This window comes from Kitasatospora sp. NPDC093806 (genome assembly GCF_040683335.1).
GTDB lineage: Bacteria > Actinomycetota > Actinomycetes > Streptomycetales > Streptomycetaceae > Kitasatospora.
The window spans coordinates 1-22,767 of record NZ_JBFBDO010000100.1 but is presented as its reverse complement, the minus strand read 5'-3'; the positions used below and the strand labels follow the sequence as shown (position 1 = coordinate 22,767).

Here is a 22,767-nt window from a genome sequence, read left to right as displayed (position 1 = left end):
CTCGCCGCCACCCCGCAGACAACCGCACCGCCCGCCCCGGGTCAACCGGCCGCCGCGCCGTTCCCCCTGCGGTCCGCCGTCGAACTCCCGTCGTCCGCCCGGCGGTCGGGGGTGCGTCCACGGCGGCTAGACGTCGAAGGACTCCAGGCGGACCAGCGCCGTCTCGTGGTCGTACGTGACCTCCAGCTTGATGTCGAACGCCTGGCCGCGCGGCGGCTGTCCCTCGCCCTCGTTGACGAAGCACAGGTCGACCTTGCAGGGGATGGCCACGGGCGTCCCGTCCACGATCAGGTGCTCGTCCTGCCGGACGCGTGGGAAGGCGCGGAGCAGCAGCGCGGCGGCGTCGGCGCGCGGGACGCGGAAGGTGGCCGCGTAGAAGGTGTCGTGCAGGCCGGGGTGGGACACGCAGTGCCGGTCGGTGGCCTCGGCGGGCATCGTCGCGCCCGAGAAGCGCATGACCTCGGCGCAGTCGACCTTGACCGGCTCCAGCGGGTCCCAGGTGGCGAAGGCGTAGCCGACGCACCCCACGCCCGCCAGTGGGGCCGCCACCAGGGCGGTGATCACCGTCGGCTTGACCCACCGCCGGCGGGTCCTCCCCCGTCCGGCCGTCGGCTGGTCGTTTTCGCGCATGGCAAGTACCCCCCGGATCCTCGGGCGACGGTCCGTCACCCTCCGCTGGCCGTCATCCTGCCAGTACATTTGAACGCGTTCAACTTCGATCCGATGGGGGTGGGGAGGAAGGGGAGGCGGAGTAGGAAGTCGGCCGGGCCGACTTTCCACTCCGCCGGACTGGCAAGCTTGGGCGGTCCGGGTGGCGCATGGGCGCCCCCGGCCGAAAGGGGTCCGTTGTGGGGAGCACTGGAACACCGTCGGGCCTCGGCCACGTGCCGCCGCCGTTCGACCCGGAGCTGCGGGCCGCGCTGACGGCGCTGGGGTCGACGGTGCGGGGGCAGGTCACGCCGGAGAACCTCGCGCAGTGGCAGCAGCAGGACGCCGCCACCCGTCCCCGGCCGAGCATCGAGGAGCTGGCCGCCGACGGCCGGTTCGAGGTGGCCGAACTGCGCGCGCCGGTGGCCTGGGACGGCACCGAGGTGACGCTGGTGAGCGCGCGCCCGGCCGGGGCGACCGGGCCGCTGCCGCTCCTCTACTACCTGCACGGCGGCGGGCTGATCACCGGCAACGCGTACTCCGTACTCCCCCGCGTGCTGGCCGAGTCGGCCGTGCCACTGGGGCTCGCGGTGGTCTCCGTCGAGTACCGGCTGGCGCCGGGCGCCCCGTACCCGGCGGCCGTGGAGGACTGCTACGCGGGCCTCGTCCGGGTGGCGGAGCTCGCGGACGAGCTGGGCCTGGACGCCGGTCGGATCGTCCTCGGCGGCAAGAGCGCGGGTGCCGGACTCGCCGCCGCCGTGGCCCTGTTGACCCGCGACCGGGGCGGCCCGGCGCCGATCGGCCAACTGCTGCTGAGCCCGATGCTCGACGACCGCAACGACTCCGCCTCCGCCCACCAGTTGGCCGGGCACGACACCTGGGACCGCACCTCCAACGCGACCGCCTGGCAGGCCCTGCTCGGCGACCGCCGCGGCGGCCCCGACGTGCCCGCGTACGCGGCACCCGCCCGCGCCACCGACCTCAGCGGGCTGCCGCCCGCCTACATCGAGGTCGGCTCGGCCGAGACCTTCCGGGACGAGGCCGTGGCCTACGCCGACGCCATCTGGCGCGCGGGCGGCGCGGCCGAACTCCACGTGTGGCCCGGCGCGTTCCACGGCTTCGACACCTTCGCCCCGCAGGCGGCCCTCAGCCGCGACGCCCGCGGCGCACGGACCCGCTGGCTCCGGCGGCTGCTCGGCGGCTGAAAGCGCGGGATCGGAGGAGGAGTCGACGGTGCAGAGCCGGGCCCCGGCGGCTCCTCGGCGGCCGAAGGCGCGGCACCGAAGGGGAGTCGACAGCGCCGGACCAGGCCCCGCCGGCTCCTCGATGACCGAAGGCAGGACACCGAGACGCAATCGACAGCGTCCGGCCGGGCCCCGGAGGGCGGGCCGGGGCGTGCGCGCCGCCCGACGGAGGGGGGGCTTCCTCGGCGCGGGGCAGCCTCCGGCCGCACCCTCGGCAGGCACGCCCTACGACGGCCGGGAGAACCGTCCCGGCGCGGCCCCGGCCCCGTGCCGGCGGGCGCACTGCCCGTCGGCGCGGGATCCACCGAAGGCGCGGCAACCGGCCGGAGGCGCAGCGAACAGCCTGCCCTACCGGTCCCCCGCCAGGGCCTCGACCAGCTGCGGCAGGGCGCCGGCGGCGACCGCGAGGGCCAGGTGGTCGTGGAAGTCCCGGCTGTGGACGATGAGGCCGTCGCGGACGCGCAGGACCTGGATGTTGGCGGCCTCGAAGGTCCGCCCGGTGCCCCGGTGGCGGGCCAGGTAGTCCCACTCGGCGACGACCACCTCCGGGTCGTCCGTCTCGCGGACCACCACGTTGCGGGCGGTCAGCTCCAGCGGCGAGTGTTCGGCGACGGCGGCGAACCGTTCCGCGAGCACCGTCCGCCCTGCCAGCCGGCGCGGGCCGACCGGCTCGAAGACCGACTCCACCACCGCGTCCTCGGCGTAGAGGCCGGCGAGTTCGGCGAACCGCCCCGCGGTGATGCCGTCGAGGAGCGCGTGGAAGACCGCACGCGGCGACCGTGGTGTTCCGGACATGATCAACCCCCAGCAGATTGCGCCGCTAGAATCGGACCAGCGACTCCGTTTCGACGATACGGACTGACCACTCCGGTTGTCCAGCGGAATCCGCCACCCCAGCCACGACCCCGCCCCGACCCACGCGAAGCACCAAGAGCCCAGGGAGACAGCGAAGATGACCGCCCCTCAGGACCGCCCGCTGCGGGCGGACGCGGCCCGCAACCGGGCCAAGCTGCTGGACACCGCCACCGAGGTGTTCACCACCCGGGGCGTCGGCGTGCCGACCGAGGAGATCGCCCGCGCCGCCGGCGTCGGCGTCGGCACGCTGTTCCGGCACTTCCCGACCAAGGAGGCGCTGCTGGAGGCGGTGCTGGTCCGCCGGCTGGACACGATCGCCGCCGACACCGCCCGGCTGGCCGCCGAGGCCGAACCGGCCGAGGCCTTCTTCGGCTGCTTCCGCCTGATCGTCGAACGGTCCGCGGGCAAGAACGAGTTCGCCCAGGCCCTCGCCGCCGCGGGCGTCGACGTCCACTCCTCGCTGCGCGCGCCCAGCACCGAGATCCGCGAGCGGCTCGCCGGACTCCTGGACCGCGCCCAGGGTTCCGGGGCCGTCCGCCCGGACCTGGCCCTCCCCGAACTGCTCGCCCTGCTGGTCGGCGCCACCGCCACCCTGGAACAGCTCGGCCCGGACCCCGCCGCCCGCGCCCGCGTCCTCGAAGTGATCTTCGCCGGCCTGCGGTCGGGCCGCTGACGACACAGCCGCCCGCAGGCCCCAACACCCAGTGACGACACGGAATTCCCTCTCTTGCTTCACCCATTGGTCTAGTCCAAACTGATCGTCGGTCAAAGCCTCTGCGGGTCATCGGATGAGGGGGACGCGATGTCAGAGTGGACGTCGGCCGCGGAGCTTCCCCCCGGAGGTCCGGCAGGCGGGCCGGTCCCGTTCGGCCCACGGCTCCAGTCCTTCCGCAGACGCGCCGGACTGAGCCAGGAGGTGGCCGCCCTCCGGGCCGGGATCAGCACCCGGGCGCTGCGCGACATCGAACGCGGCCGGGTCCGCCGCCCCCAGATCCGCACCCTCCACCGCCTCGCCCAGGCACTGGAGTTGACCCCCGGCGAGCTCACCGAGCTGCTGGCCGCCGCGCGCGCCGGATCGCCGCGCGGCGCCGGCCGGCCCCGCCTGCTGATCCTCGGACCGCTCTCCCTCCAGCGCGGCCAGACCCCCGTCCCGCTCACCAGCCCGATGCTGCGTCGTCTGCTGGGCCTGCTGGCGCTCAAACACCCCGAGCCGTCCACCCAGCAGGAGATCACCGACACCCTCTGGCCGTCCGGGCCGCCCAGTTCGCACCAGAGCCTGGTGCACACCTACGTCAGCCAGGTGCGCCAACTGCTGGAGCCGGGCGGCCCGCCGACCGGCCCGCCGCTGACCGTCGTCCGCACGCCCACCGGCTACCTGCTGGAGGCGGCCCGGCAGCAGATCGACCTCGGCCACTTCGACGAGCTGCTCGCCCACGCGACCCGGGTGCACCGCGCGCCCGACCCGGGGGCCGCGTACGAGCCGCTGACCCAGGCCCTGCGCTGGTGGCGCGGTCCGGTACTGGCGGACGCCGACCCGGTGCTGCGCCAGCACCCGGCCGCGGTGGCGGCCAACGAGCGCCGGGTCAAGGCGGTCCTGCTGCACGCCGACACGGCGCTGCAACTGCGCCGGCCCGAGGAGGCCGTCCCGGTGCTGTGGGACATGGTGAACACCGAACCCCTGCACGAGGGCCTGCACGCCCGGCTGATCCTCAGCCTGGCCAGCTGCGGCGAACAGGCCGCCGCGCTCAAGGTGTTCGGCCGGCTGCGCGACCGGCTGGACGAGGAGCTGGGCATCGCGCCGAGCGCGGAGGTCCGGGAGGCCCACCTGCGGGTGCTGCGCCAGCAACTGCCGCTCGCCCAGCGCCCCTACCGGCCCGGGCCGGCCGACCGCACGACGCTCACCGGCCCGCTGACGGCGCCGCTCAGCGGCCCGCTCAGCAGTCCGCTCACCAACCCGCTCACCCATCCGCTCAACGGTTCACTCACCGGCCCGCTCACCAGCGTCCCCCTCACCGGCCCGGCCCCCGCCCAGCTGCCCGCCCGGACCGGTTCGCACGTCGGCCGGCGCCGCCAGCTCCGGGAGCTCGACGCCCTCGTCTCCCCCGACCCGGCCCAGCGCTCGCACGTGGTGGCGGTGGTCGGCCCGCCCGGCGTCGGCAAGACCGCCCTGGCCACCCACTGGGCGCACGCCCGCCGCGAACACTTCGAGAACGGGCAGCTCTTCGTCGACCTGCGCGGCCACTCGCCGCTGCCGACGCTGCGCCCCGGCGACGTGCTGGCGCAGTTCCTGCGCGCCCTCGGCACGCCGCCCGACCAGCTGCCCGCCGACGAGGACGAGGCCGCGGCGCTCTACCGCACACTGCTCGCCGACCGGCAGATGCTGATCGTGCTGGACAACGCGCGCGACGCCGAGCAGGTCCGGCCGCTCATCCCGGGCGCCCAGGGCTGCGCGGTGGTGATCACCAGCCGCAGCCAGCTCGCCGGGCTGGTCGCCAGTGACGGCGCCCGCCAGCTCGGCCTGGACGTGCTCGAACCGGACGAGGCCCGCCAGCTGCTGGCCGGCATCATCGGCGAGCGCCGGGTCGCCGCCGAGGAGGAGGCGGCCCGCCGGCTCGTACGGGTCTGCGGCGGCCTGCCGCTGGCCCTGCGGATCGCCGGGGCCAACCTGCTGGCCCGGCACCTCGGCGTCGCCGACTACTGCGCCGAGCTGGCCGGGGACGACATGCTCGACCGGCTGCACGTCGAGGGCGACCGGCGCTCGACGGTGCGGACCGCCTTCGACCTCTCCTACCGCGCGCTCCCAGCCGCCGCCCAGCGGATGTTCCGGCTGCTCAGCCTGATGCCCGGCCCCGACCTCACGGTGTCCGGCGCCGCCGCGCTGGCGGACTCGACCTCGGCCGAAGCGGCCGGACTGCTGGTGAGCCTGACCGACACCCACCTGGTGCAGGAACGGGCGGCCGGCCGGTTCGGGCTGCACGACCTGCTGCGCTCCTACGCCCGTGAGCTGGTCAGCCGGGAGGAGGCGTACGCCGCCCGGCAGCGGCTCTTCGACTGGTACCTCTACCACACCGACGCGGCCGCCCGGCTGCTCTACCCGGCCGGCCCGGCCGACCCGGACCAGGCCCCGGAGGCGGGCGACGGGACCGGCGACGGGACGGCGGCGCTCTCGGCCGCGCTGATCTTCTCGGACCACGGCCAGGCCGCCGAGTGGCTGGACAGCGAGCGGGAGAACCTGGCCGGCGCCGTCCTGCAGGCCTCCGGCGCCGGGTTCACCACCCTCGCCTGGCGGCTGGCCGAGCGCCTGCACGGCTACCTCTCGGTGCGGCGCTACACCGGCGACTGCCTGAAGGTCGCGACCGCCAGCCTGTTCGCCGCCGTCGCCGACGGCGAGCTGCGGGCGCAGGCCGCCGCCCAGCTGCGGCGCGCCGAGTGCCACTGGGTGCTGACCAACAACGCGCAGGCCCTGGAGCTGTTCGGCAACGCGCTGGAGCTCGCGCGGCAGGCCGACTGGACGGACGGGCAGGCGCTGGCGCTGCGCCGGATCGGCGCCGCGCACCAGGAGAACGGCGCCATCGGGCCCGCCTACCGCCACCTCGCCCGGGCCCGCGAACTCGCCCGGCCGGACCACGGGGCGGGCACCGCCGACGAGGTCACCAACCTGGGACTGGTCTGCTGGAAGCTCGGTCGGCTGCACGAGGCGGCCGCGCACTTCGAGCACGCGGCCCGGCTCTTCCACGGCCTCGACTCGGCCGGCGGGGAGGCGATCTCGCACACCAACCTGGGGATCGCCTACCGCGCGCTGGGCCGCCCCCGGGACGCGATCCGGGTGCTCGGCGAGACCCTGCCGGTCCATCTGCGGCACGGCAACCGGCTCAGCGAGACGGTGGCGCTGAGCTGCCTCTCCGGCGCGTACACCGACCTGGGCGACCACTCCACCGGACGGCTGCTGGCGCACACGGCGCTCACCGCTGCCCAGGCGCTGCGCAACCGCCGGCTGGAGGCCAACGCCCTGTTCGCGCTGGGCGCCGCGCAGGAGCGCGCGCACGAGCTGACCGGCGCCGCCGACAGCTTCCGGGAGGCGCTGCACCTCGCCGAGATCGTGAACGACCGCTTCCCGCAGGTCTCCGCGCTCGTCGGCCTCGCCACCGTCCAGGCCTGTCTGGACCCGCAGGCCGCGCTGCGCACGGCGGAGCGCGCCGTCGAGCTCTCCCGGGAGGCGGAGTTCCGGATGCTCGAAGGCTGCGCGCTCAACGCACTGGCCCGGGTGCGGGTGCGGCTGGGCGAGTCGCGGGCCGCCCTGGAGATCGGGCGCGACGCGCTCGCCCTGCACCGCGAGACCGGGCACCGGCCGGGCGAGGCGCGCAGCCAACTGGCGCTCGGGCACGCGCAGTCGGCGCTCGGTGTACGGGGGGAGGCGTTCGAGCACTGGCGCGAGGTGCTGCGGCTGTCGCGGGCGATGGGCGGGGTCCGGATCAGCTGAACCCCGGCCCGGCGGAGGACTGTCGGGCGGAACCGGGCGGCGCGGTGATCCGGCGGCCGTCCGCGCGGTGATCCGGCGGCCGTCCGCGCGGTGATCCGGCGGCCGTCCGGGCGGTGATCCGGCGGAAGAACAACTGCTCCGGCAGTTGTGCCAGTTCTGCCGGTTCCCGCCCGCCGTTCGGCGGCCGTCGGCGGCGGTCCGGCGCAGCCGCAGGTCAGCACGGGCGCGGCCGGCCGGGAGCGGCCCGCCGGGGGCCCGCCGTCCTGTGGTCCGGCTGTAGGAGCCCGACCAGGCGGGCTTCGTACGGTGATCACACCACCACGCTGGCCCCTGTCAGGCCACGGTCACACCGACATCATCCGGCGCGATCAGAATGAGGTGACGATGGAACTCGCGGCCCAGACCCTACAGCAGGACGCCCGACGAACCGGCGAGCTGGACGAGTTCGTGGTCGCGTTCTACGAACGCACCCTCGGGCGCGTCGACTTCAGCCCGTCCGGGATCGCCGAGGAGCTGGGCATCCCCGCCGGGCACGCCGAGCACGCGGTCGCCGTGCTGCGCGACCTGCGCCTGGTCAAACCGGCCGAGGGCGGTGCCCCGGACCGGCTGGTCGCGGTCAGTCCGGAGGCCGCCCAGATGGAGCTGCTGGTCCCGCTGGAACGGCAGATCCTCGACAGCCGGCACCGACTCGCCGGGCTCAAGGGGCAGTTGAGCTCCTTCGTGACGGCCTTCGAGAAACAGGCCCGGACCCGGACCGAGTCGGTGGTGATCACCGACGACCGGGAGGAGATCAGACTGCGGCTGCTCGCGGCCGCGCAGAGCTGCACCGGCGAGGTCCTGGTGATGCAGCCCTGCGTCGCCCAGGAGACCCACGAGCTGCGGCTGGCCCGCCCGTTGGTGCTGGAGGCGCTGCGCCGGGGCGCCCGGGGGCGGATCCTCTACCCGCACACCGCCCGCGGCGACTCCGACACCCGCGCGCACATCGGCGAACTCCTGCCCGCCGGCGGGCAGGTGCGCACCACCAAGGAGGTCCGGGACCGCTTCCTGGTCTTCGACCGCCGGACGGCCTTCATCCCGGCCGGCGAGGACGAGGAGGCGATCGCCGTCGTCTACGAGGGCGCGGTCGCGGCCTTCCTGGCCGGACTGCACGCCCGGGTCTGGGAGTCCGCCTTCGACTTCGACTCCGGCGCGGCCGGTTACGCCGGGACGCTGGAGGACCTCAAGACCACCCTGCTCGACCTGCTGGCCTCCGGGGCCAAGGACGAGGTGATCGCGCGCCGGGTGGGCATGTCCGACCGGACGTTCCGCCGGCACGTGGCCACGATCATGCAGGAGCTTTCCGCCACCAGCCGTTTCCAGGCCGGCGTACTGGCCGCCCGGACCGGACTGGTCGACCCCGATCTGAGGAGTGCCGCATGAGCCGCTACGACCAGCTCGCGTACACCCCGGCGGTGCGCCGGGTCCAGGAGGAGATGGGCAGCGCCACGGCCGCCGGCCGCCGGCTGCGCGAGCCCGCGGACCGGGCCGAGCCGCTGACCGAGTCCGAGGCGGAGTTCGTCCGCGGCCTCGACGGCTTCCTGTTCGCCAGCGTGGGCGAGACGGGCTGGCCGTACATCCAGTTCCGGGGCGGCCCGAAGGGGTTCGTCCACGTCCTCGACGAGCACACCCTCGGCTACCTGGACGTCCGGGGCAACCGGCAGTACATCACCACCGGCAACGTCCGCGCCGACGACCGGGTCGCGCTGTTCTTCCTGGACCACGGCCGGCAGGCCCGGCTCAAGGTGTTCGGCCACGCCACCGCCGTCCCGGCGCACAAGGACCCCGCGCTCGCCGAACTCCTGGACTCGCCGCGCAGCGAGGGCACGGTCGAGCAGATCGTCACCGTCCGGGTGGAGGCCTTCGCCTGGAACTGCCGCAACCACATCACCCCGCGGTTCAGCGAGAGCGAACTCGCCGACGCCCTCGCCCCGGTCCGCGCCCGGCTGGCCCTGCTGGAGGAGGAGAACGCCGCACTGCGCGCGGAACTCGCCGCCGCCCGGCCGCCCGCCGATTCCGGCCGCCCCACCCACTGACCGAATTCGGCAGCCGGTTTCGGGCGTTGAGGGAACCGTTCGGGAATCCCTACGCTGGAATCAGCAAAGAGCCCCCGAAGCGAACGGAGGCATCGCGCGATGGTCAGCGATGTGATCGACCGAAACGACCGGTTCCGGGGAATCCTGGACCGCCTCGCCACGAAGTCGATCGACGACTACTACAACCCCTACCGGCTGTTCGAGTGGCCGGACCGACTGCCCGAGGACATGTGGTGGATGAGCCCCGAGCTCACCACCACATACGGGACGGAATGGGCCGAGAGACTCACTCCGCAACAGCTCCACCGGCTTTCCAAGCACGAGAGCGTCAATTTCTACAGCCTCAATGTGCACGGCATCCGGGAACTCCTCATCGAGGTGGTCGACCGGATCCACACCGCCGGTTTCGAAACGCCGTCGGAGTTCTTCCACCATTTCATCGGCGAGGAGAACGAGCACATGTGGTTCTTCGCCGAATTCTGCCTCCGCTACGGCGGGAAGATCTACCGGCAGCCGGCCGGCGCGGAGACCTCCGGCCCCGCCCGCTCGACCGCCTCCGGTTCCGCGACCAAGATCCAGAGCCTGCTGGTGTTCGCCCGGATCCTGATCTTCGAGGAGCTGGTCGACCACTTCAACTCCGCGATGGCCGAGGACGAGCGGCTGCACGAGACGATCCGCGGCATCAACCGGATCCACCACCAGGACGAGTCCCGGCACATCGCCTTCGGCCGCGAACTGGTCGACCTGCTCCACCAGGACCTGAAGCAGACCGCCACCGAGCAGGAACTCGCCGACGTCTCCGCCTACCTGCGCCGCTACCTCACCCACAGCTTCGACTCGCTCTACCACCCCCAGGTCTACCGGGACGCCGGCCTGGAGCACCCGCACGAGGTGCGCCGCGCCCTGCTGGAGTCCCCGGCCCGGGCCGCGGCCGAACAGCGCACCTTCCGCAAGACCGTCAAGTACCTGGAGAAGACGGGACTCGTCCGGTGAACCGGCTGACCGGCAGCGACGGCGCCCCCGCGCTGGCCATCCTCGGGCCGCCGGCCACCCGGCTCGTCCGCGAGCTCGACCGGGTCTTCACCGACTGGGGCCGGGCGGCCGGGGCCGAGGAGATCAGCGCCCCGCCGCTCTTCCCGGTGACCGACCTGGAGAAGTTCGACGTCTACACCAACTTCCCCCACCTCGCCTGGGTGGCCGGCTCGCTCGACCTGACGGACGATCAGTTCAAGCCGGTGGACGGCAGGTTCGGCCCGGGCGCGGTGACCGAGGCGCGGTACGGCCTGCCGCACGCCACCTGCTACGGCGCGTACCTGTACCACGAGGGCGACGAGGTCGCCGACGACACCCTGGTCACCCTGGTCAACCGCTGCTTCCGCAACGAGGACCACTACGGCGGGCTGCGCCGCCTCGCCAGCTTCCAGATGCGCGAGATCGTCGCGCTCGGCAGCTTCGAGCACACCCAGCAGGTCCTGGCCCGCTTCACCGAGCGGATCCCGGCCTTCGCCGCCGCGCTCGGGGTCGACCTCGGCAAGGCCCCGGCCGGCGACCCGTTCTTCCGCAACGACGACGGCCGCGCGCTGATGCAGAAGCTCAGCCCGGTCAAGTACGAGTTCCAGTACGGCGACCTGGCGATCGCCTCGGTCAACACCCACCGCAACTTCTTCGGCGAACGGTGCGGCATCCGGCTGGCGTCCGGCGAGCACGCCTACACCTCCTGCGTGGCCTTCGGGCTGGAACGCTGGCTCGCCGTCCTCACCGAGCACTTCGCGGCGGACCTCGACGCCGCGCTGGCCGCCGTCCGCGCCGCCGCCGACCCGTCGTGACACGAGTCGCCACGACCCCGCCGCCCGCGCCCCGCCCCCGGATCGGCGTCGACCTCGTGCCGCTCGCCCGGGTCCGCGAGCTGCTGGACCCGGCCGGCGGGCCGCTGCTCGGCCGCTTCCTGTCGGCCGAGGAACTGACCGCCTCCCGGACCCCCGACGGCGCCCCCGACCAGGCCGGGATCGCCGGCCGGCTGGCCGCCAAGGAGGCCGTCTTCAAGCTCCTCGGCGCCGTCGGACGCCCGGTCCCCTGGCAGGGCATCGAGGTGCTGCGCGGTCCCGGCGGCCGGCCCGGGATCCGGCTCTCCGGCGGGGCCGCCGAGCTGGCCCGCACCGCCGGGCTCGGCCCGATCGACGTCAGCATCAGCCACGACGGCGGCTTCGCGATCGCCGTCGCGGCCGCCACCGCCGGCACTTCGACCGATCACCAACCCTGAAGGGAAAGCCATGAGTTCCGCAGCTGCCGCCGCCATCGACAAGGTCCGGGACTGGGTCCTCGGCCGTCACCCCGAGCGCACCGAGCTCGCCGCCGACGTCGACCTCATCGAGAGCCGGCTCGTCGACTCGCTCTCCTTCGTCGAACTGGTCTACACCATCGAGGACGCCGCCGGCATCGAGGTCGACTTCGACGCCATCGACATCGAGGACTTCCGGACCCTCGCGAGCATCGAGAAGGCGTTCTTCGCCTGATCCTGAGGAGGGATCTTCACCATGGATGCAGTCTCGTACACCGCCCAGTGGATGGCCGCCGCCCGCGCCCAGGAGTCCGAGCGCGAGGACGCGCTGTTCGTCGACCCGCTGGCCGAGGCCCTGGCCGCGCCCCGGGGCTTCGAGCTGATCGAGCGCTACGCCGGCGGCGGCCTGCTGCCGTTCATCTCCATCCGGACCCGCTACCTGGACGACGCCATCCGGGACGTCCTCGCCGACACCGGGATCCAGCAGGTGGTGCTGATCGCGGCGGGCATGGACACCCGCGCCTTCCGGCTCGACTGGCCGGACGGCACCGAGGTCTACGAGGTCGACCACGCCCTGCTGATCGCCGAGAAGCGCCGCCGGCTCGACGCCCTCGGGGCCGAGCCGCGGGTCGACCGGCGCGAGGTCTCCGCCGACCTCACCCAGGACTGGTTCCCCGCCCTGGAGGCCGCCGGCTTCGACCGCACCCGCCCCACCCTGTGGGTCGCCGAGGCGCTGACCTTCTTCCTCACCGAGGAGCAGGCCGCCGGACTGCTGCGCAAGCTCGCCTCCGCCTCGGCCCCCGGCAGCCACCTGGCCTTCGACATCCTCGGCCGCGCCCTGCTCCGCAGCCCGTTCTCCAAGCCCTTCCTGGACACCCTGGCCGCCGACGGCACGCCGTGGATCTTCGGCTCCGACGAGCCCGAGGAGTTCCTGACCGCCAACGGCTGGAAGACCACCGACCTGCGCGAGCCCGGCCAGCCCGGCGCCGGCGAGGGCCGCTGGCCGTACCAGGTGCAGCCGCGCAACCGCCGGGGCGCCAACCGGCTGTGGCTGATCCGCGCCGAGATCGCCACGGCCTGATGAGCCCGACGAGCCCCACGACTCACCGACGCCCACCGCATCCGACTCCGGAGCGCCGGGTCACGCTGGAGCGGATCGAGTCGTACCTGCCCGAACGCAGCGTGCGGATCGAGGAGTTGGGCGAGCGGCTGGGCCTGCGCCGCGCGGAACTCGGCGTGTTCCGCAAGTTCTACGGCCTGGACACGCTCCGCTTCGACCCCGAACTCCCGCTGCTCGACCTGCTGCGGCCCGCCGCCCGCGGCGCGCTGGCCGCCCTGCCGACCGGCCGCCGGGTCGGCTACCTGGCCTACGCCCACGTCACCCAGGCGGTGGCGCCCGCCCACGTGGACATCGCCCAGGCGGTCACCGAGGACCTCGGCCTCACCGGCGCGGAGGCCTTCGGGCTCAGCCACCAGGCCTGCGTCAGCAGCCTGGGCGCCATCGAGGTGCTCGGCGAACTGCTCCGCGCGGAGGGCGGCGAGGACGGTGAGGGCGGCTACGCCCTGATGGTCACCGGCGAGCAGGCGTACTCGCCGATCGTCCAGCACGTCCCCAACACCTCGATCATGGCCGACGCCGCGGCGTCCTGCCTGATCACCCTGGACGGCGAGGGCGACGTGGTCCGCTCCTTCGCCGTCCGGACCCTGGGCGAGTACGCCCAGTGGCTGGAGCTGACCGCCGAGCAGAACACCGAGTTCGGCGAGCAGTACGGCAGCCGGATCGCCGAGGTCATCCACCAGGCCTGCGCGGAGGCCGGGTTGACCTTCGACGAGATCGACCTGGTGATCCCGCACAACGTCAACAAGCTGGCCTGGCGGCAGACCATCAAGGAACTGGAGGTGGCTCCGGAGAAGGTGTTCCTGGACAACGTCCCGCGCTACAGCCACACCTTCGCCTCCGACGTGTTCGTCAACTACACCACCCTGCGGGACGCCGGCCGCCTGGTGGACGGCGCGCACTACCTGCTGGTCTCGGTCGGCCTGGGCGCCACCTTCGGCGCGATGGTGATCACCCACCGGGCGGCGGGTGGTTCCCGATGAGCCGTCAGGAGGTGCTGCTCACCATCGAGAAGGCGCTCGGCGAGGTCCTGGAGCGGCCGGTCACCGGACTCACCGAGGACACCGCGCTCTTCGACGAGCTCCACCTCAACTCCCTCGCCGTCCTGGGGCTGTTGATGACCGTCGAGGAGAGCACCGGGATCGCGATCGACCCGGAGCAGCTCGACATCGACCACCTGCGGACGGTGCGGTCCTTCGCCGACTACGTCGAGGCCGCGCTCCGGGAAGGAGAGGCGTCATGACCGGGCTCGCCGTCCGGGCCGCCGCGGCGGTGCGCTCGCCGCAGGGCCGGGGACCGGGTGACACCCCGGCCGCGCTCGACTACTTCCGCGACCTGCTCACCCCGTTCGGGGAGAAGCCGGACGAGGAGTTGCTGGGCGGCGGCGCGCACGTCCACCACCGGGACCTGGTGGACCTGCTCGTCTCCGACCAGGGGGTCAACCGGAGCAGGCCCGAGTTGCTGATCGTCACCCACGCCCTGCCGGACGTGGTGCCGTTCACCGCCGTCGCGCCGTACCTGACGGAGCGGCTCGGCGGCCGGGCGACCAACTTCGCGATCGGCCAGCAGGGCCTGGCGGCGCCGTTCACCGCGCTGCGGATCGCCGCGGCGTACCACCGGTCGGGGCGGGCGGCGGAGGTGGTGCTGGCGGTGCTGGAGCAGACCACCCTGCCGACGGCCTTCCCGCTGTCCCCGGCGGTTCCACTGGTCGACTCGGCGGCGGCGCTGGTCCTCGGCGCCGCCGCCGGGCCGGCCGGCGGGGCCGGCTTGCGGCTCGGCGGGGTCCACTCGGGCTCCTCGGCGGCCGCCGCCCTGGAATCGGCCGTCCCGGGCCCGGCCGGCCTCGACGCGGACGGCACGCTGCTGGTGCTCGGCCCCTGGGTCGACGAGGACCTCCCGGCGCACGGCGCGCTGCACCGGGCGGCCCCCGGCAGCTACTGCACCAGCCTCTGGCTGGAGCTGGCCGAGCACTGGCAGGAGTGGCAGCGCTCCTACCGCCGGATCGTGCTCTGCGACACCGACCCACGCTCCGGCCGCAGCCATGTGGCGACCTTCGCCCACGACACCCACCAGCAGGGATGACTCCCCGGGCCGGACGCCGCACCGCGTCCGGCCCGGCCCCGTGCCCGACGCCGAACCCGACCCGTTCCCGAACCCGACCCGTTCCCGAACCCGACCAGGCACCCGAAAGGAAGGCCGGCCCACCATGACCACGGCCGACGAGCAGACCATCACCCTGGACTCCGCCCGAGCCGGCACCGGCCCGGCCACCTGGGGCCAGCGGGCGATCTGGGGCGTCGTCACCCGGCTGGGCGACGACGCCCCCCGCTACAACCTGCCGACCGACCTCCCGCTCACCCCGCCCCGCCCCGTCCCCGACGTCCTGGCGGACCTGACCGAGCTGTTCCGGCTGCACGACAGCCTGCACACCCGGCTGCTCCCGGACGACGAGGTCGAACTGCGGCAGGTCGTCGACGGCAGCGGCCGACTCCCCGTGACCGTCCGGGAGTCCACCCCCGCCGAGGCCCCCGCGGTCGGCGCCGCCCTGCTCCGGGAGCTGGCCGGACGCTCCTTCGACACCGCGCGGGAGTGGCCCCTGCGGGTCGGCCTGGTGGTGTCCGAGGGCGCCGTCCACCGCCTGATCCTGGCCGCCGCCCACACCGGGATGGACTACTGGGGGCTGGGCCGGCTGCTCCGCGACCTGGCCGCGATCCGCTCCGGCGAGTCCGCCGAGTCGCTGCGCGCGGCCCGCCCCGCCGTCCAGCCGCTGGAGGCCGCCGGGATCCAGGCCTCGCCGCTCGGCCGCCGCCGGGACGAGGCCGCCCGGCGCTACTGGCTCGACCAGCTGGCGGCCGGCCCCCGGCGGATCTTCCGCACCCCCGCCGCCCCCGAACTCGCCGACGACCCGGACCGGTTGTTCCCCAACGCGCTGCTGCGCTCGCCCGCGCTCGCCGTCGCGGTCGAACGGGTCGCGGCCGAACTGGAGGTCAGCGACGCCGCGTTGCTGCTCGGCGCCGCCGCCCACCAGCTGGCCCTGCTGTCCGGCAGCAGCGAGGTGCTGTTCCAGGTGGTGGTGGGCAACCGCTTCCAGCCGGCCACCGCCGCGTCGGTCAGCACGGTCGCGCAGGAGGCCCTGTTCCGACTCACCGACGCCGACCGGGACTTCGGGGACGCGGTACGCCGGGCCCGCTCCGTCGCCCTCACCGCGTTCCGGCACGCCGCCTATGACAAGTGGGCGCTGGACCGCGAGGTGGCGCGGCTGGTCGAGAAGGGCGAGGCCGCCGACCACTCGCACTGGTGGAACGACACCCGCGACCCGGCCGCCGGCCCGTTCGACACCGTCGAGCGGCCGCGCGCGGCGCTCAGCGAGCTGATCGGCCGCACCACGCTCAGCTGGCCGACCGACTTCCCGGCCCGGACGAACGTCTCGCTGGCGGTCGACGTGCTGACCTCCCCCGGCGCCCTGGACCTCGCCATGACCGCCGACCCGGCCGTGCTCTCCCGCGCGGACATGGAGCGGTTCCTGCGCGGGGTCGAGCGGCTGATCGTGGCCGAGGCGATCGCCCTGGGGGACCAATGAGCGAGCGAGCGCCGTCGCGGTTCGCGGGAGTCGCCTGGACGGGCGAGGGCTACCAGGTCGAGGTCCTGGACGGCGCGGGCCACCGGGTCGTCGGACCGAGCGGCTGGGCGGCCGGGCGGGTCCCCGAACTCATCGCCTGGCTGCGTGAGTTGAGTGGCGGGCAGGGCCTGGCCGTGGTCCTGGACAGCACCAACGGCCTGCTGGACGGTCCGCTGACCGCCGCCGGCCTGGACGTCTACCGGGCCGACCCCTGGCTGCTGCCGCCCCGGCCCCGGTTCGGCTCCGTCCCCGCCGAACGGCTCGCCCGGACCCCGCTCGGCTCGCTGGCCCGGGTGACCGCCGAGGGCGGCAGCCTGACCGGCCGCGCCGAGGAGTACCACGAGGCCGTCCGCCGCGGCGCGCCGATCCAGGCCGCGATGACGGCCGCCGGGCGCTGCTTCGAGCACGGCCCGCGGGACACCCCGAAGGTCGCGCTGACCTTCGACGACGGCCCCGACCCCGTCCACACCGGGGAGGTGCTGGCGATCCTGGCGCGGTACGGCGCCCGGGCGACGTTCTTCTGCGTCGGCCACCACGTCGCCGCGCTGCCCGACGAGGTCCGCCGGATCGCCGATGCCGGGCACGAACTGGGCAACCACTCCTGGTCGCACCCGTTCCTGCCGGACCTGACGCCCGAGCAGTTGGTCGAGCAACTGGACCGGACGACCGAGGCGGTCGCCCGGGTCACCGGCGAGGCGCCGACCCGGTTCCGGCCGCCCTACGGCGGGCTGAGCCCCGAGGTGCTGGCCACCCTGGCCGACCACCCGAGCGAGCTCACCATGTTCGACGTGGACTCCCGCGACTGGACCAGGCCCGGGCCGGAACGGATCGCCGCGAACGTGCTCGGCGGCGTCCGGCCAGGCTCGGTGGTGCTGATGCACGAGGGCGCGGGCGACCGCGGCCAGACCGTCCGGGCCCTGCCGTCGATCATCGAGGGCCTGCTCGAACGCGGCCTGGAACCGGTCACCGTCGGCGAACTGCCCGCGCCCCGACCCGACCACTGACGACCACGACTCAAGGATTGAAGGGCCATGGAAGAGCGTCTGATCGACCGCGCCGTGACGGAGCCGGCCGCGCAACCACCAGCCGGGGATCCGGCGATCTGGTCGCGGAACTTCCGCTACTACTTCACCGCCCGCAGCGCGGGCCTGCTCAGCTGGGCGATGCTGCCCGTCGCGGTCTCGGCCGGCCTGCTCGCCGGCGGCTACGGCCTGGACACCGCCGGGTACGCGATGGCCTTCCTGGTCGCCCCGTTCGCCGGCCTGGTGCTGTTCGGCGGCGTCCTCGCCGACCGGTTCACCGCCCGCCGGATGATGATCCTCGCCGACCTCGCCAACCTCACCGCCCACCTGCTGCTGGCGCTGCTGTTCATCCACGGCATCGACCACCTCTGGCAGCTCTACGCGCTGCTCGTGGTGGCCGGTACCGCCAACGCCCTCTTCCAGCCCGGCGCCTCCTCGACCGTCCCGCTGGTCTCCCGGGACGTCCAGGGCGCCAACGGCGTGCTGCGCACCTCCGAGGCGATCACCGGCCTCGGCGGCCCCGCGCTCGCCGGCGTCCTGGTCGGCTTCGGCTCCACCGGCTGGGTCATGGTCATCTCCGCCGTCGCCTACGCCACCAGCGCCGTCTGCCTGTTCGCGCTGCGCCTCGGCCGGATCCCCGCCCCGCCGGCCGGCGAGAGCCTGTGGCACAACCTGGCCGTCGGCTGGCGCGAGTTCCGCTCCCGCAGCTGGCTCTGGGGCGTCATCCTGATCTGGATGTTCTACGCCGTGCTCTCCTGGGGGCCGCAACTCTCCGTCGCCGCCGGGGTGATCGTCCCCGAGCACGGCGCGAGCGCCTTCGGCCTGATCAACGCCGCCCTCGGCGCCGGGACCATCGCGGGCGGCCTGCTCGCCATCCGCTACAAGCCCGAACGCCCGCTCGCCGCCGGAGCCGCCGCGATGCTGGCCTTCCCGCTCTACCCGCTGGGCATCGTGCTCGGCTGGCCGGTCTGGCTGCTCGCCGCCGCCCAGGTCGCGGTCGGCATCGGGATCGGCGTCTGGGGCGTCATGTGGGCGACCAGCGTCCAGACCCAGGTCCCCGGCGAGGTGCTCAACCGCGTCCACGCCTACGAGGTCGCCGGCTCCGTCGGCATGTACCCGATCGGCAGCTCGCTGGCCGGCCCCGCCGTCAACGCCTTCGGCACCGACAGCGTGCTGCTGGTCGGCGTCGTCGTCGCCTTCCTCACCGCCTCCGCCCTGCTGCTCACCCGCCCGATCCGCACCCTGCGCCGCGTCCCCGACCGCGCCTGAGCGGGCCCGCACCGGCCTGCCGCCACCACCGGCCACGCATTCTTGCCGGGCGGCAGGCCGTCAGCGCGCGGGAGGCGCCCCCGGCATGGCGAAAGCCCCACCCCGACGGGACCGGATCAGTACGGTGATCGTATGGACCAGAACGAACGCTTACTCCACGCCTCATCGTTCGGCGCGGCGGCGGTCGCGTACGCCGAACACCGCCCCGACTACGCGCGGGCCGCGGTGCGCTGGGCACTGGAGGCCGCGCCCGGCCCGCGCGTGCTCGACCTCGGCGCCGGAACCGGCAAGCTGACCGCCACGCTGCTCGCGCTGGGCGTCGAGGTCATCGCGGTCGAGCCCGACCCGGCGATGCTGACCGAGCTGCGCTCGGACCTGCCGGGCGTGCGCGCACTGTCGGGCAAGGCGGAGACGATCCCGCTGCCGGACCGCTCGGTCGACGCCGTGCTGGCCGGCAACGCCATGCACTGGTTCGACATGGCCGTCGCCGGACCGGAGATCGCCCGGGTCCTCGCGCCCGGCGGCGTGCTGGCCGGCCTGTGGAACGTCCTGGACGACGGGGTCGGCTGGGTCGCCGGACTCGCCGAGGTCAGCGGCCCCGCGGCGATCGGCCCGCGCGACACCCCGGCCAGCTGGCGTGCCGTCACCGCGGACATGCACCTCCCGAAGAGCGGCGCCCCCGCCCGGTTCGGCTCCCCGGAGCAGGCCGCGTTCGCGCACGGCCAGCTCCGCACCGCCGACTCCCTCGTCGAGACGCTGGCGACCCGCGCGGGCATGATCGTCATGCCGGACGCCGAGCGTACGGCCGCCCTCGCCCGGATCCGCACCTTCCTCGCGGACACCCCGGAGGCCGCCGACGGCGAGTTCACCCTCCCCATGCAGACCAGCGTGCTGCGCACCCGGCGGATCTGAGGCCCCGGTGACGGAGTGGGAAGTCGGACCCGCCGACTTCCCACTCCGGCGAGTGGCTCAGATCGCGCCGAACTCGGCTGCACGGACGGCATCAACGAAGGACTGCCAGGCCTGCGGGGTGAAGAGAAGGGCAGGCCCATCGGGGTCCTTGGAGTCACGGACGGGCAGGACAGCGGGGTAGCCGTCGGCGACCTCTATGCAGCCGTTCTGCCCACCGCTGAAGCTGCTCTTACGCCAAGGGGCACCGGTCAGGTCAACGTCCATTCAAAGTCCCTCCGAACCGCACGGATCATGTCCACGGACGAGGCTTGATTCAGCGCCTCGATCTGCAGCCGATCGTAGCCCTTGACCAGCGGAAGGACAGTGTCGATCTCGCGGTCGAGAAACCCACGGACCTCAGTCTCGGCATATCCGAGCAACTTGCGGTCAGGCATGGTCAGTAGCGTGACCGGCAGGCTGAACGGCCGGTCTTCGCCCAGCGAGAACGGGGCCACCTGGAGGAGGACGTTCGGCCGCGTCGCCAGCTTCTCAAGGAAGAGCAGCTGGTCGATCATGACCTCCGGCCCGCCGATCGGGCGGCGCAGGCAGCTCTCGTCGAGCACCGCGTGGACGAGCGGGGGCGGCGTGCGGTCCAGGCACTGCTGCCTGGTCATGAGGAAGTTCACTCGCTCCTCGGCCTGCTCCGGCGTTGCGGTTCCGCGCCGGACGTTGCCGGCTTCCCAAGCCGTCGCATAGGTCCGGGTCTGCAACAGTCCTGGAACCACGCCGATCGAGAACAGTCGGATCTCGGCCGCCCGGGACTCGTAGTTGGCGTACTCCGGGAAGCCCGGCACCAGTGCCGTGTGGCGGTGCTGCCAGTACATCAGCGCCAGCGTTCCGCCCGTCGCCAGGATCTCGTCCGCTCTGGTGGCGAAGTTCTCACTCGGCGGACGGTGAGAAAGTTCGACGAGCGAGACGTGCGACGGGTCGCACTTGATTTTGCGCGCGAGCTGCGCCTGGGTGAGCCCGCAGGACTCGCGCGACCTGCGGAGTTGCACACCGAAGGGCGCCCAGGGGCCGGACGAAGGGTCAAGTTCACGCTTGTTCAAGGTCGTTCCCCCAACGTTCCTCAGCATCGAGGTCAAGTCTCTTGCCGCTTCCGATGCTAACCCCGACCAAGGCAGCATGGGCACAGAACGTGAAAACCCGACTGCGGAGGGTTCCGATGAGACCTGCCCGAATTCAGCAGCCCACCACCAAGCTCCACGGCTACGGGGTGCGTTGGGATCCCGGGGCGCGGTGCTACCGCGTCCGGAACGAGACCACCGGGGAGTGGCTGCGCGACGCATCCGGCCGGCTCACCGGGATCTCCTCGTTCACGGCGGCCGAGTCCGCCTGGCGGGCGTTCGAGCCGCGTCGGAGGGCCGCCTGATGGGCCGCATCCTCAACCGCGCCACCGCCGAGCAGCGCCGGGACGCCGCCTACGCCGTCGAAGACCTCCTCGCCGTCCTCGCCCTCGCCGACGCCAAGTTGCCGTCCGTCGAGGTCGACTGGGACTACGGGCGTCAGACCGGCTGCTACCTCATCAACCTCGGCTCGGCCCGCACTCCCCAGATCGAGCGCATCACCGACCTCCTCCGGAAGGGCCTGCGCAGTGAGCAGCAGCAACCGGCCGACCCGAGCTGAACTCCTCACCGCTCTCGGCATCTTCGCCGCCGCCGGGGCGGTCGCCTGCCTCGCCGCCGCGCTCGCCGATCCCTCCACCTCGGACCTGGTCTGGTGGCTGTTCTTCGCCGCCTCCCTCATGACCGGGTTCAGCCGCACCACCACCAGAAAGTGACACCCCCCACCGTGCGCACTCTCCCCCTGCGCGACCCCCGCCTGCTCGCCAAGCCCCCCGTCTGCCGGCTCGGCGCCCACATCCTCCTCCGCAACACCGCCGGGCACGTCCTGATCGTCGACCCCGACTTCCTCGACGGCCACACCCTCCCCGGCGGCGCCTGCCGCACCAACGAACCGCCCCACCGCGCGGCCACCCGCGCCCTCCACGCCCAGACCGGCCTCCACCGCCCGGTCACCCACCTCCTCGCCGTCGACTTCACCCCCGCCGACCGCTACCTCGAACGCCTCACCCTCGTCTTCGACGGCGGCACCCTCACCGACGCCGACGCGGCCCGCATCACCGTCCCGCCCCGCCACCACAGCAACCTCCACGGCGCCCGCTTCGCCGACCCCAGGGAGCTGAGCACCCTGATGAGCCCCGCCCAGAACGCCCGCGTCCAACAAGCCCTGGCCACCCTCGGCCGCACCCTCCCCCTCCTCATCCACGGCCAGCGCGCCACCGCCGAGTAGGAAGTCGGCGGGTCGAGGGATGGCGGGCAAGGAGGGATGCGGTGGACGAGGAGAAACGCGCAGGCCGCGTTCGGCGGGCTGATCGCCGTCGGACTGGCCTGGGCGGCCTTCGCCGGCGGCCAGGCGGTGGGGCGCAGGCCCAGCGAGTGGTGGACCAGGACGAGGTCGCCCGACCCGGACCCGCGCCGCCCCGAGGTCGACCATCTCCTTCCGGACCCGGCCGGCAGCCCGGTCAGGGCTGTAGGAGGGCGCAGAAGCGGTCCAGCGCGCGGTCGGTCCGGTCGCGGTCGCCGGTGGTGGTGAAGTCGAACAGCAGGCCCCGGATGACGGCCATCACCAGCGTGGGAGTGACGGTGTCGTCGGGGCCGGTGGAGACGGAACGGAACGCGGCGCCGAGGGTGTCGAACCAGCCCGTGATCGCCTCGGCCTGGCCGGGGTAGTTCTCGGGGTGGGTCAGGCCGTCGGCGTGCACCTCGAAGATCAGCCGGACGTACGGGGCGCGCTCGGGTGCGCTGATCCACGCCCAGATGCCGCGCAGGCGCTCCTCCGGGGAGGCCGCCGCGGGCGGGAGGTGCTCGGCCAGCCGGGCCGCGCCGCGACGGCGGGCCTCGGCGAGGACGGCGGACACCAGCTCCTGCTTGCTGCCGAAGTCGTAGAGCAGCATCCGCGGGCTGGTGTCGAGGGCCGCGGCCAGCGGCCGCAGGCTGAGCCCGGCCAGGCCGTGGCCCAGGACGTAGTCGGTCGCCCGCGCCAGCGTGCGCTCCCGCCGTGCGGGATCGGGGGGTCGGCCCACGGTGGATCTTCCTCTCGGTCGGTCCTGCGGATGTCAGCTTCTCGGCCCTAAAGGACCGAGCTTGCAGCTAAGCGCGTGACTGGCTGCCACGTCCCTGCCGCGTCTGGGTCGTTCCTACGGTGAGGTA

Annotated in this window: 26 protein-coding genes; 21 read left to right on the top strand and 5 right to left on the bottom strand. The window is 73.7% G+C overall.

All coding sequences use genetic code 11. From position 1 onward, the window contains the following. Positions 1 to 126 precede the first annotated feature (126 nt). On the bottom strand, positions 127 to 630 hold the full coding sequence (locus AB0N76_RS31890; protein WP_363563114.1) for a hypothetical protein: 504 nt from the start codon (positions 628 to 630) through the stop codon (positions 127 to 129). 218 nt (positions 631 to 848) lie between these two features. On the opposite strand from AB0N76_RS31890, the gene AB0N76_RS31885 reads away from it, so the two are divergent. Then, entirely contained in the window at positions 849 to 1,853 is a 1,005-nt protein-coding gene (locus AB0N76_RS31885) for an alpha/beta hydrolase fold domain-containing protein (protein ID WP_363563112.1), read from the top strand. A 387-nt stretch (positions 1,854 to 2,240) separates the two neighbouring features. Here the strand turns inward: AB0N76_RS31885 and AB0N76_RS31880 are convergent, their stop codons facing one another. Further along, on the bottom strand, positions 2,241 to 2,687 hold the full coding sequence (locus tag AB0N76_RS31880; protein ID WP_363563110.1) for a nuclear transport factor 2 family protein: 447 nt from the start codon (positions 2,685 to 2,687) through the stop codon (positions 2,241 to 2,243). Between the two features lie 157 nt (positions 2,688 to 2,844). On the opposite strand from AB0N76_RS31880, the gene AB0N76_RS31875 reads away from it, so the two are divergent. The 16 genes from AB0N76_RS31875 to AB0N76_RS31800 all read left to right on the top strand — a co-directional run bounded on the left by AB0N76_RS31875 (position 2,845) and on the right by AB0N76_RS31800 (position 19,516). Then, positions 2,845 to 3,420, top strand: a complete 576-nt coding sequence (locus AB0N76_RS31875; protein ID WP_363563108.1) for a helix-turn-helix domain-containing protein — start codon at positions 2,845 to 2,847, stop codon at positions 3,418 to 3,420. A gap of 129 nt (positions 3,421 to 3,549) precedes the next feature. After that, positions 3,550 to 7,227, top strand: a complete 3,678-nt coding sequence (locus AB0N76_RS31870) for a BTAD domain-containing putative transcriptional regulator (RefSeq protein WP_363563106.1) — start codon at positions 3,550 to 3,552, stop codon at positions 7,225 to 7,227. Between the two features lie 384 nt (positions 7,228 to 7,611). After that, entirely contained in the window at positions 7,612 to 8,646 is a 1,035-nt protein-coding gene (locus tag AB0N76_RS31865) for a LuxR family transcriptional regulator (protein ID WP_363563104.1), read from the top strand. Next, on the top strand, positions 8,643 to 9,299 hold the full coding sequence (locus tag AB0N76_RS31860) for a pyridoxamine 5'-phosphate oxidase family protein (protein WP_363563102.1): 657 nt from the start codon (positions 8,643 to 8,645) through the stop codon (positions 9,297 to 9,299). Before AB0N76_RS31865 ends, AB0N76_RS31860 begins: the two co-directional genes overlap by 4 nt. A gap of 99 nt (positions 9,300 to 9,398) precedes the next feature. After that, positions 9,399 to 10,292: a diiron oxygenase gene (locus tag AB0N76_RS31855; RefSeq protein ID WP_363563100.1), complete on the top strand. Its 894-nt coding sequence runs from the start codon at positions 9,399 to 9,401 to the stop codon at positions 10,290 to 10,292. Continuing rightward, the gene (locus AB0N76_RS31850) at positions 10,289 to 11,125 is read left to right on the top strand and encodes a hypothetical protein (protein WP_363563098.1); all 837 of its coding nucleotides are present in this window, start codon (positions 10,289 to 10,291) and stop codon (positions 11,123 to 11,125) included. Before AB0N76_RS31855 ends, AB0N76_RS31850 begins: the two co-directional genes overlap by 4 nt. Beyond that, complete coding sequence (locus tag AB0N76_RS31845) at positions 11,122 to 11,559, top strand: holo-ACP synthase (RefSeq protein WP_363563096.1); 438 nt, start codon at positions 11,122 to 11,124, stop codon at positions 11,557 to 11,559. The genes AB0N76_RS31850 and AB0N76_RS31845 overlap by 4 nt, the downstream gene beginning before the upstream one ends. Before the next feature lie 10 nt (positions 11,560 to 11,569). Next, on the top strand, positions 11,570 to 11,812 hold the full coding sequence (locus AB0N76_RS31840; RefSeq protein WP_363563094.1) for a phosphopantetheine-binding protein: 243 nt from the start codon (positions 11,570 to 11,572) through the stop codon (positions 11,810 to 11,812). 21 nt (positions 11,813 to 11,833) lie between these two features. Next, positions 11,834 to 12,658: an SAM-dependent methyltransferase gene (locus AB0N76_RS31835; protein WP_363563092.1), complete on the top strand. Its 825-nt coding sequence runs from the start codon at positions 11,834 to 11,836 to the stop codon at positions 12,656 to 12,658. Further along, on the top strand, positions 12,658 to 13,677 hold the full coding sequence (locus AB0N76_RS31830; RefSeq protein WP_363563090.1) for a 3-oxoacyl-[acyl-carrier-protein] synthase III C-terminal domain-containing protein: 1,020 nt from the start codon (positions 12,658 to 12,660) through the stop codon (positions 13,675 to 13,677). The genes AB0N76_RS31835 and AB0N76_RS31830 overlap by 1 nt, the downstream gene beginning before the upstream one ends. Further along, the gene (locus AB0N76_RS31825; RefSeq protein ID WP_363563088.1) at positions 13,674 to 13,937 is read left to right on the top strand and encodes an acyl carrier protein; all 264 of its coding nucleotides are present in this window, start codon (positions 13,674 to 13,676) and stop codon (positions 13,935 to 13,937) included. The genes AB0N76_RS31830 and AB0N76_RS31825 overlap by 4 nt, the downstream gene beginning before the upstream one ends. Beyond that, on the top strand, positions 13,934 to 14,776 hold the full coding sequence (locus AB0N76_RS31820) for a hypothetical protein (RefSeq protein ID WP_363563086.1): 843 nt from the start codon (positions 13,934 to 13,936) through the stop codon (positions 14,774 to 14,776). The genes AB0N76_RS31825 and AB0N76_RS31820 overlap by 4 nt, the downstream gene beginning before the upstream one ends. A 124-nt stretch (positions 14,777 to 14,900) precedes the next feature. Continuing rightward, positions 14,901 to 16,274 (top strand): condensation domain-containing protein, encoded by a 1,374-nt coding sequence (locus AB0N76_RS31815; protein ID WP_363563084.1) that lies wholly within the window; start codon positions 14,901 to 14,903, stop codon positions 16,272 to 16,274. Beyond that, entirely contained in the window at positions 16,271 to 17,317 is a 1,047-nt protein-coding gene (locus AB0N76_RS31810; RefSeq protein ID WP_363563082.1) for a polysaccharide deacetylase family protein, read from the top strand. Before AB0N76_RS31815 ends, AB0N76_RS31810 begins: the two co-directional genes overlap by 4 nt. A gap of 27 nt (positions 17,318 to 17,344) precedes the next feature. Beyond that, positions 17,345 to 18,604 (top strand): MFS transporter, encoded by a 1,260-nt coding sequence (locus AB0N76_RS31805; protein WP_363563080.1) that lies wholly within the window; start codon positions 17,345 to 17,347, stop codon positions 18,602 to 18,604. 132 nt (positions 18,605 to 18,736) lie between these two features. Continuing rightward, complete coding sequence (locus AB0N76_RS31800; protein WP_363563078.1) at positions 18,737 to 19,516, top strand: class I SAM-dependent methyltransferase; 780 nt, start codon at positions 18,737 to 18,739, stop codon at positions 19,514 to 19,516. Between the two features lie 57 nt (positions 19,517 to 19,573). Here the strand turns inward: AB0N76_RS31800 and AB0N76_RS31795 are convergent, their stop codons facing one another. Together AB0N76_RS31795 and AB0N76_RS31790 are read right to left on the bottom strand one after the other, a co-directional pair. Beyond that, the gene (locus AB0N76_RS31795) at positions 19,574 to 19,780 is read right to left on the bottom strand and encodes a DUF397 domain-containing protein (RefSeq protein ID WP_363563076.1); all 207 of its coding nucleotides are present in this window, start codon (positions 19,778 to 19,780) and stop codon (positions 19,574 to 19,576) included. Beyond that, on the bottom strand, positions 19,765 to 20,604 hold the full coding sequence (locus AB0N76_RS31790; protein WP_363563074.1) for a helix-turn-helix transcriptional regulator: 840 nt from the start codon (positions 20,602 to 20,604) through the stop codon (positions 19,765 to 19,767). The genes AB0N76_RS31795 and AB0N76_RS31790 overlap by 16 nt, the downstream gene beginning before the upstream one ends. Positions 20,605 to 20,720: 116 nt before the next feature. On the opposite strand from AB0N76_RS31790, the gene AB0N76_RS31785 reads away from it, so the two are divergent. From AB0N76_RS31785 to AB0N76_RS31770, 4 genes are read left to right on the top strand one after another with little or no spacing between them, the layout of a single operon-like run. Then, the gene (locus AB0N76_RS31785) at positions 20,721 to 20,927 is read left to right on the top strand and encodes a hypothetical protein (protein ID WP_363563072.1); all 207 of its coding nucleotides are present in this window, start codon (positions 20,721 to 20,723) and stop codon (positions 20,925 to 20,927) included. Continuing rightward, a complete protein-coding gene (locus AB0N76_RS31780; protein ID WP_363563070.1) occupies positions 20,927 to 21,181 on the top strand; it encodes a hypothetical protein in 255 nt (84 codons plus the stop codon). Before AB0N76_RS31785 ends, AB0N76_RS31780 begins: the two co-directional genes overlap by 1 nt. Next, positions 21,150 to 21,335 carry a hypothetical protein gene (locus AB0N76_RS31775; RefSeq protein ID WP_363563068.1) on the top strand — a complete coding sequence of 62 codons (186 nt, stop codon included), beginning with the start codon at positions 21,150 to 21,152 and terminating at the stop codon, positions 21,333 to 21,335. Before AB0N76_RS31780 ends, AB0N76_RS31775 begins: the two co-directional genes overlap by 32 nt. Before the next feature lie 11 nt (positions 21,336 to 21,346). Next, positions 21,347 to 21,847: an NUDIX domain-containing protein gene (locus tag AB0N76_RS31770; RefSeq protein ID WP_363563066.1), complete on the top strand. Its 501-nt coding sequence runs from the start codon at positions 21,347 to 21,349 to the stop codon at positions 21,845 to 21,847. Positions 21,848 to 22,079: 232 nt separating this feature from the next. Here AB0N76_RS31770 and AB0N76_RS31765 read toward each other — a convergent pair whose 3' ends face one another. Beyond that, complete coding sequence (locus tag AB0N76_RS31765) at positions 22,080 to 22,640, bottom strand: TetR/AcrR family transcriptional regulator (protein WP_363563064.1); 561 nt, start codon at positions 22,638 to 22,640, stop codon at positions 22,080 to 22,082. Positions 22,641 to 22,767: the final 127 nt, after the last annotated feature.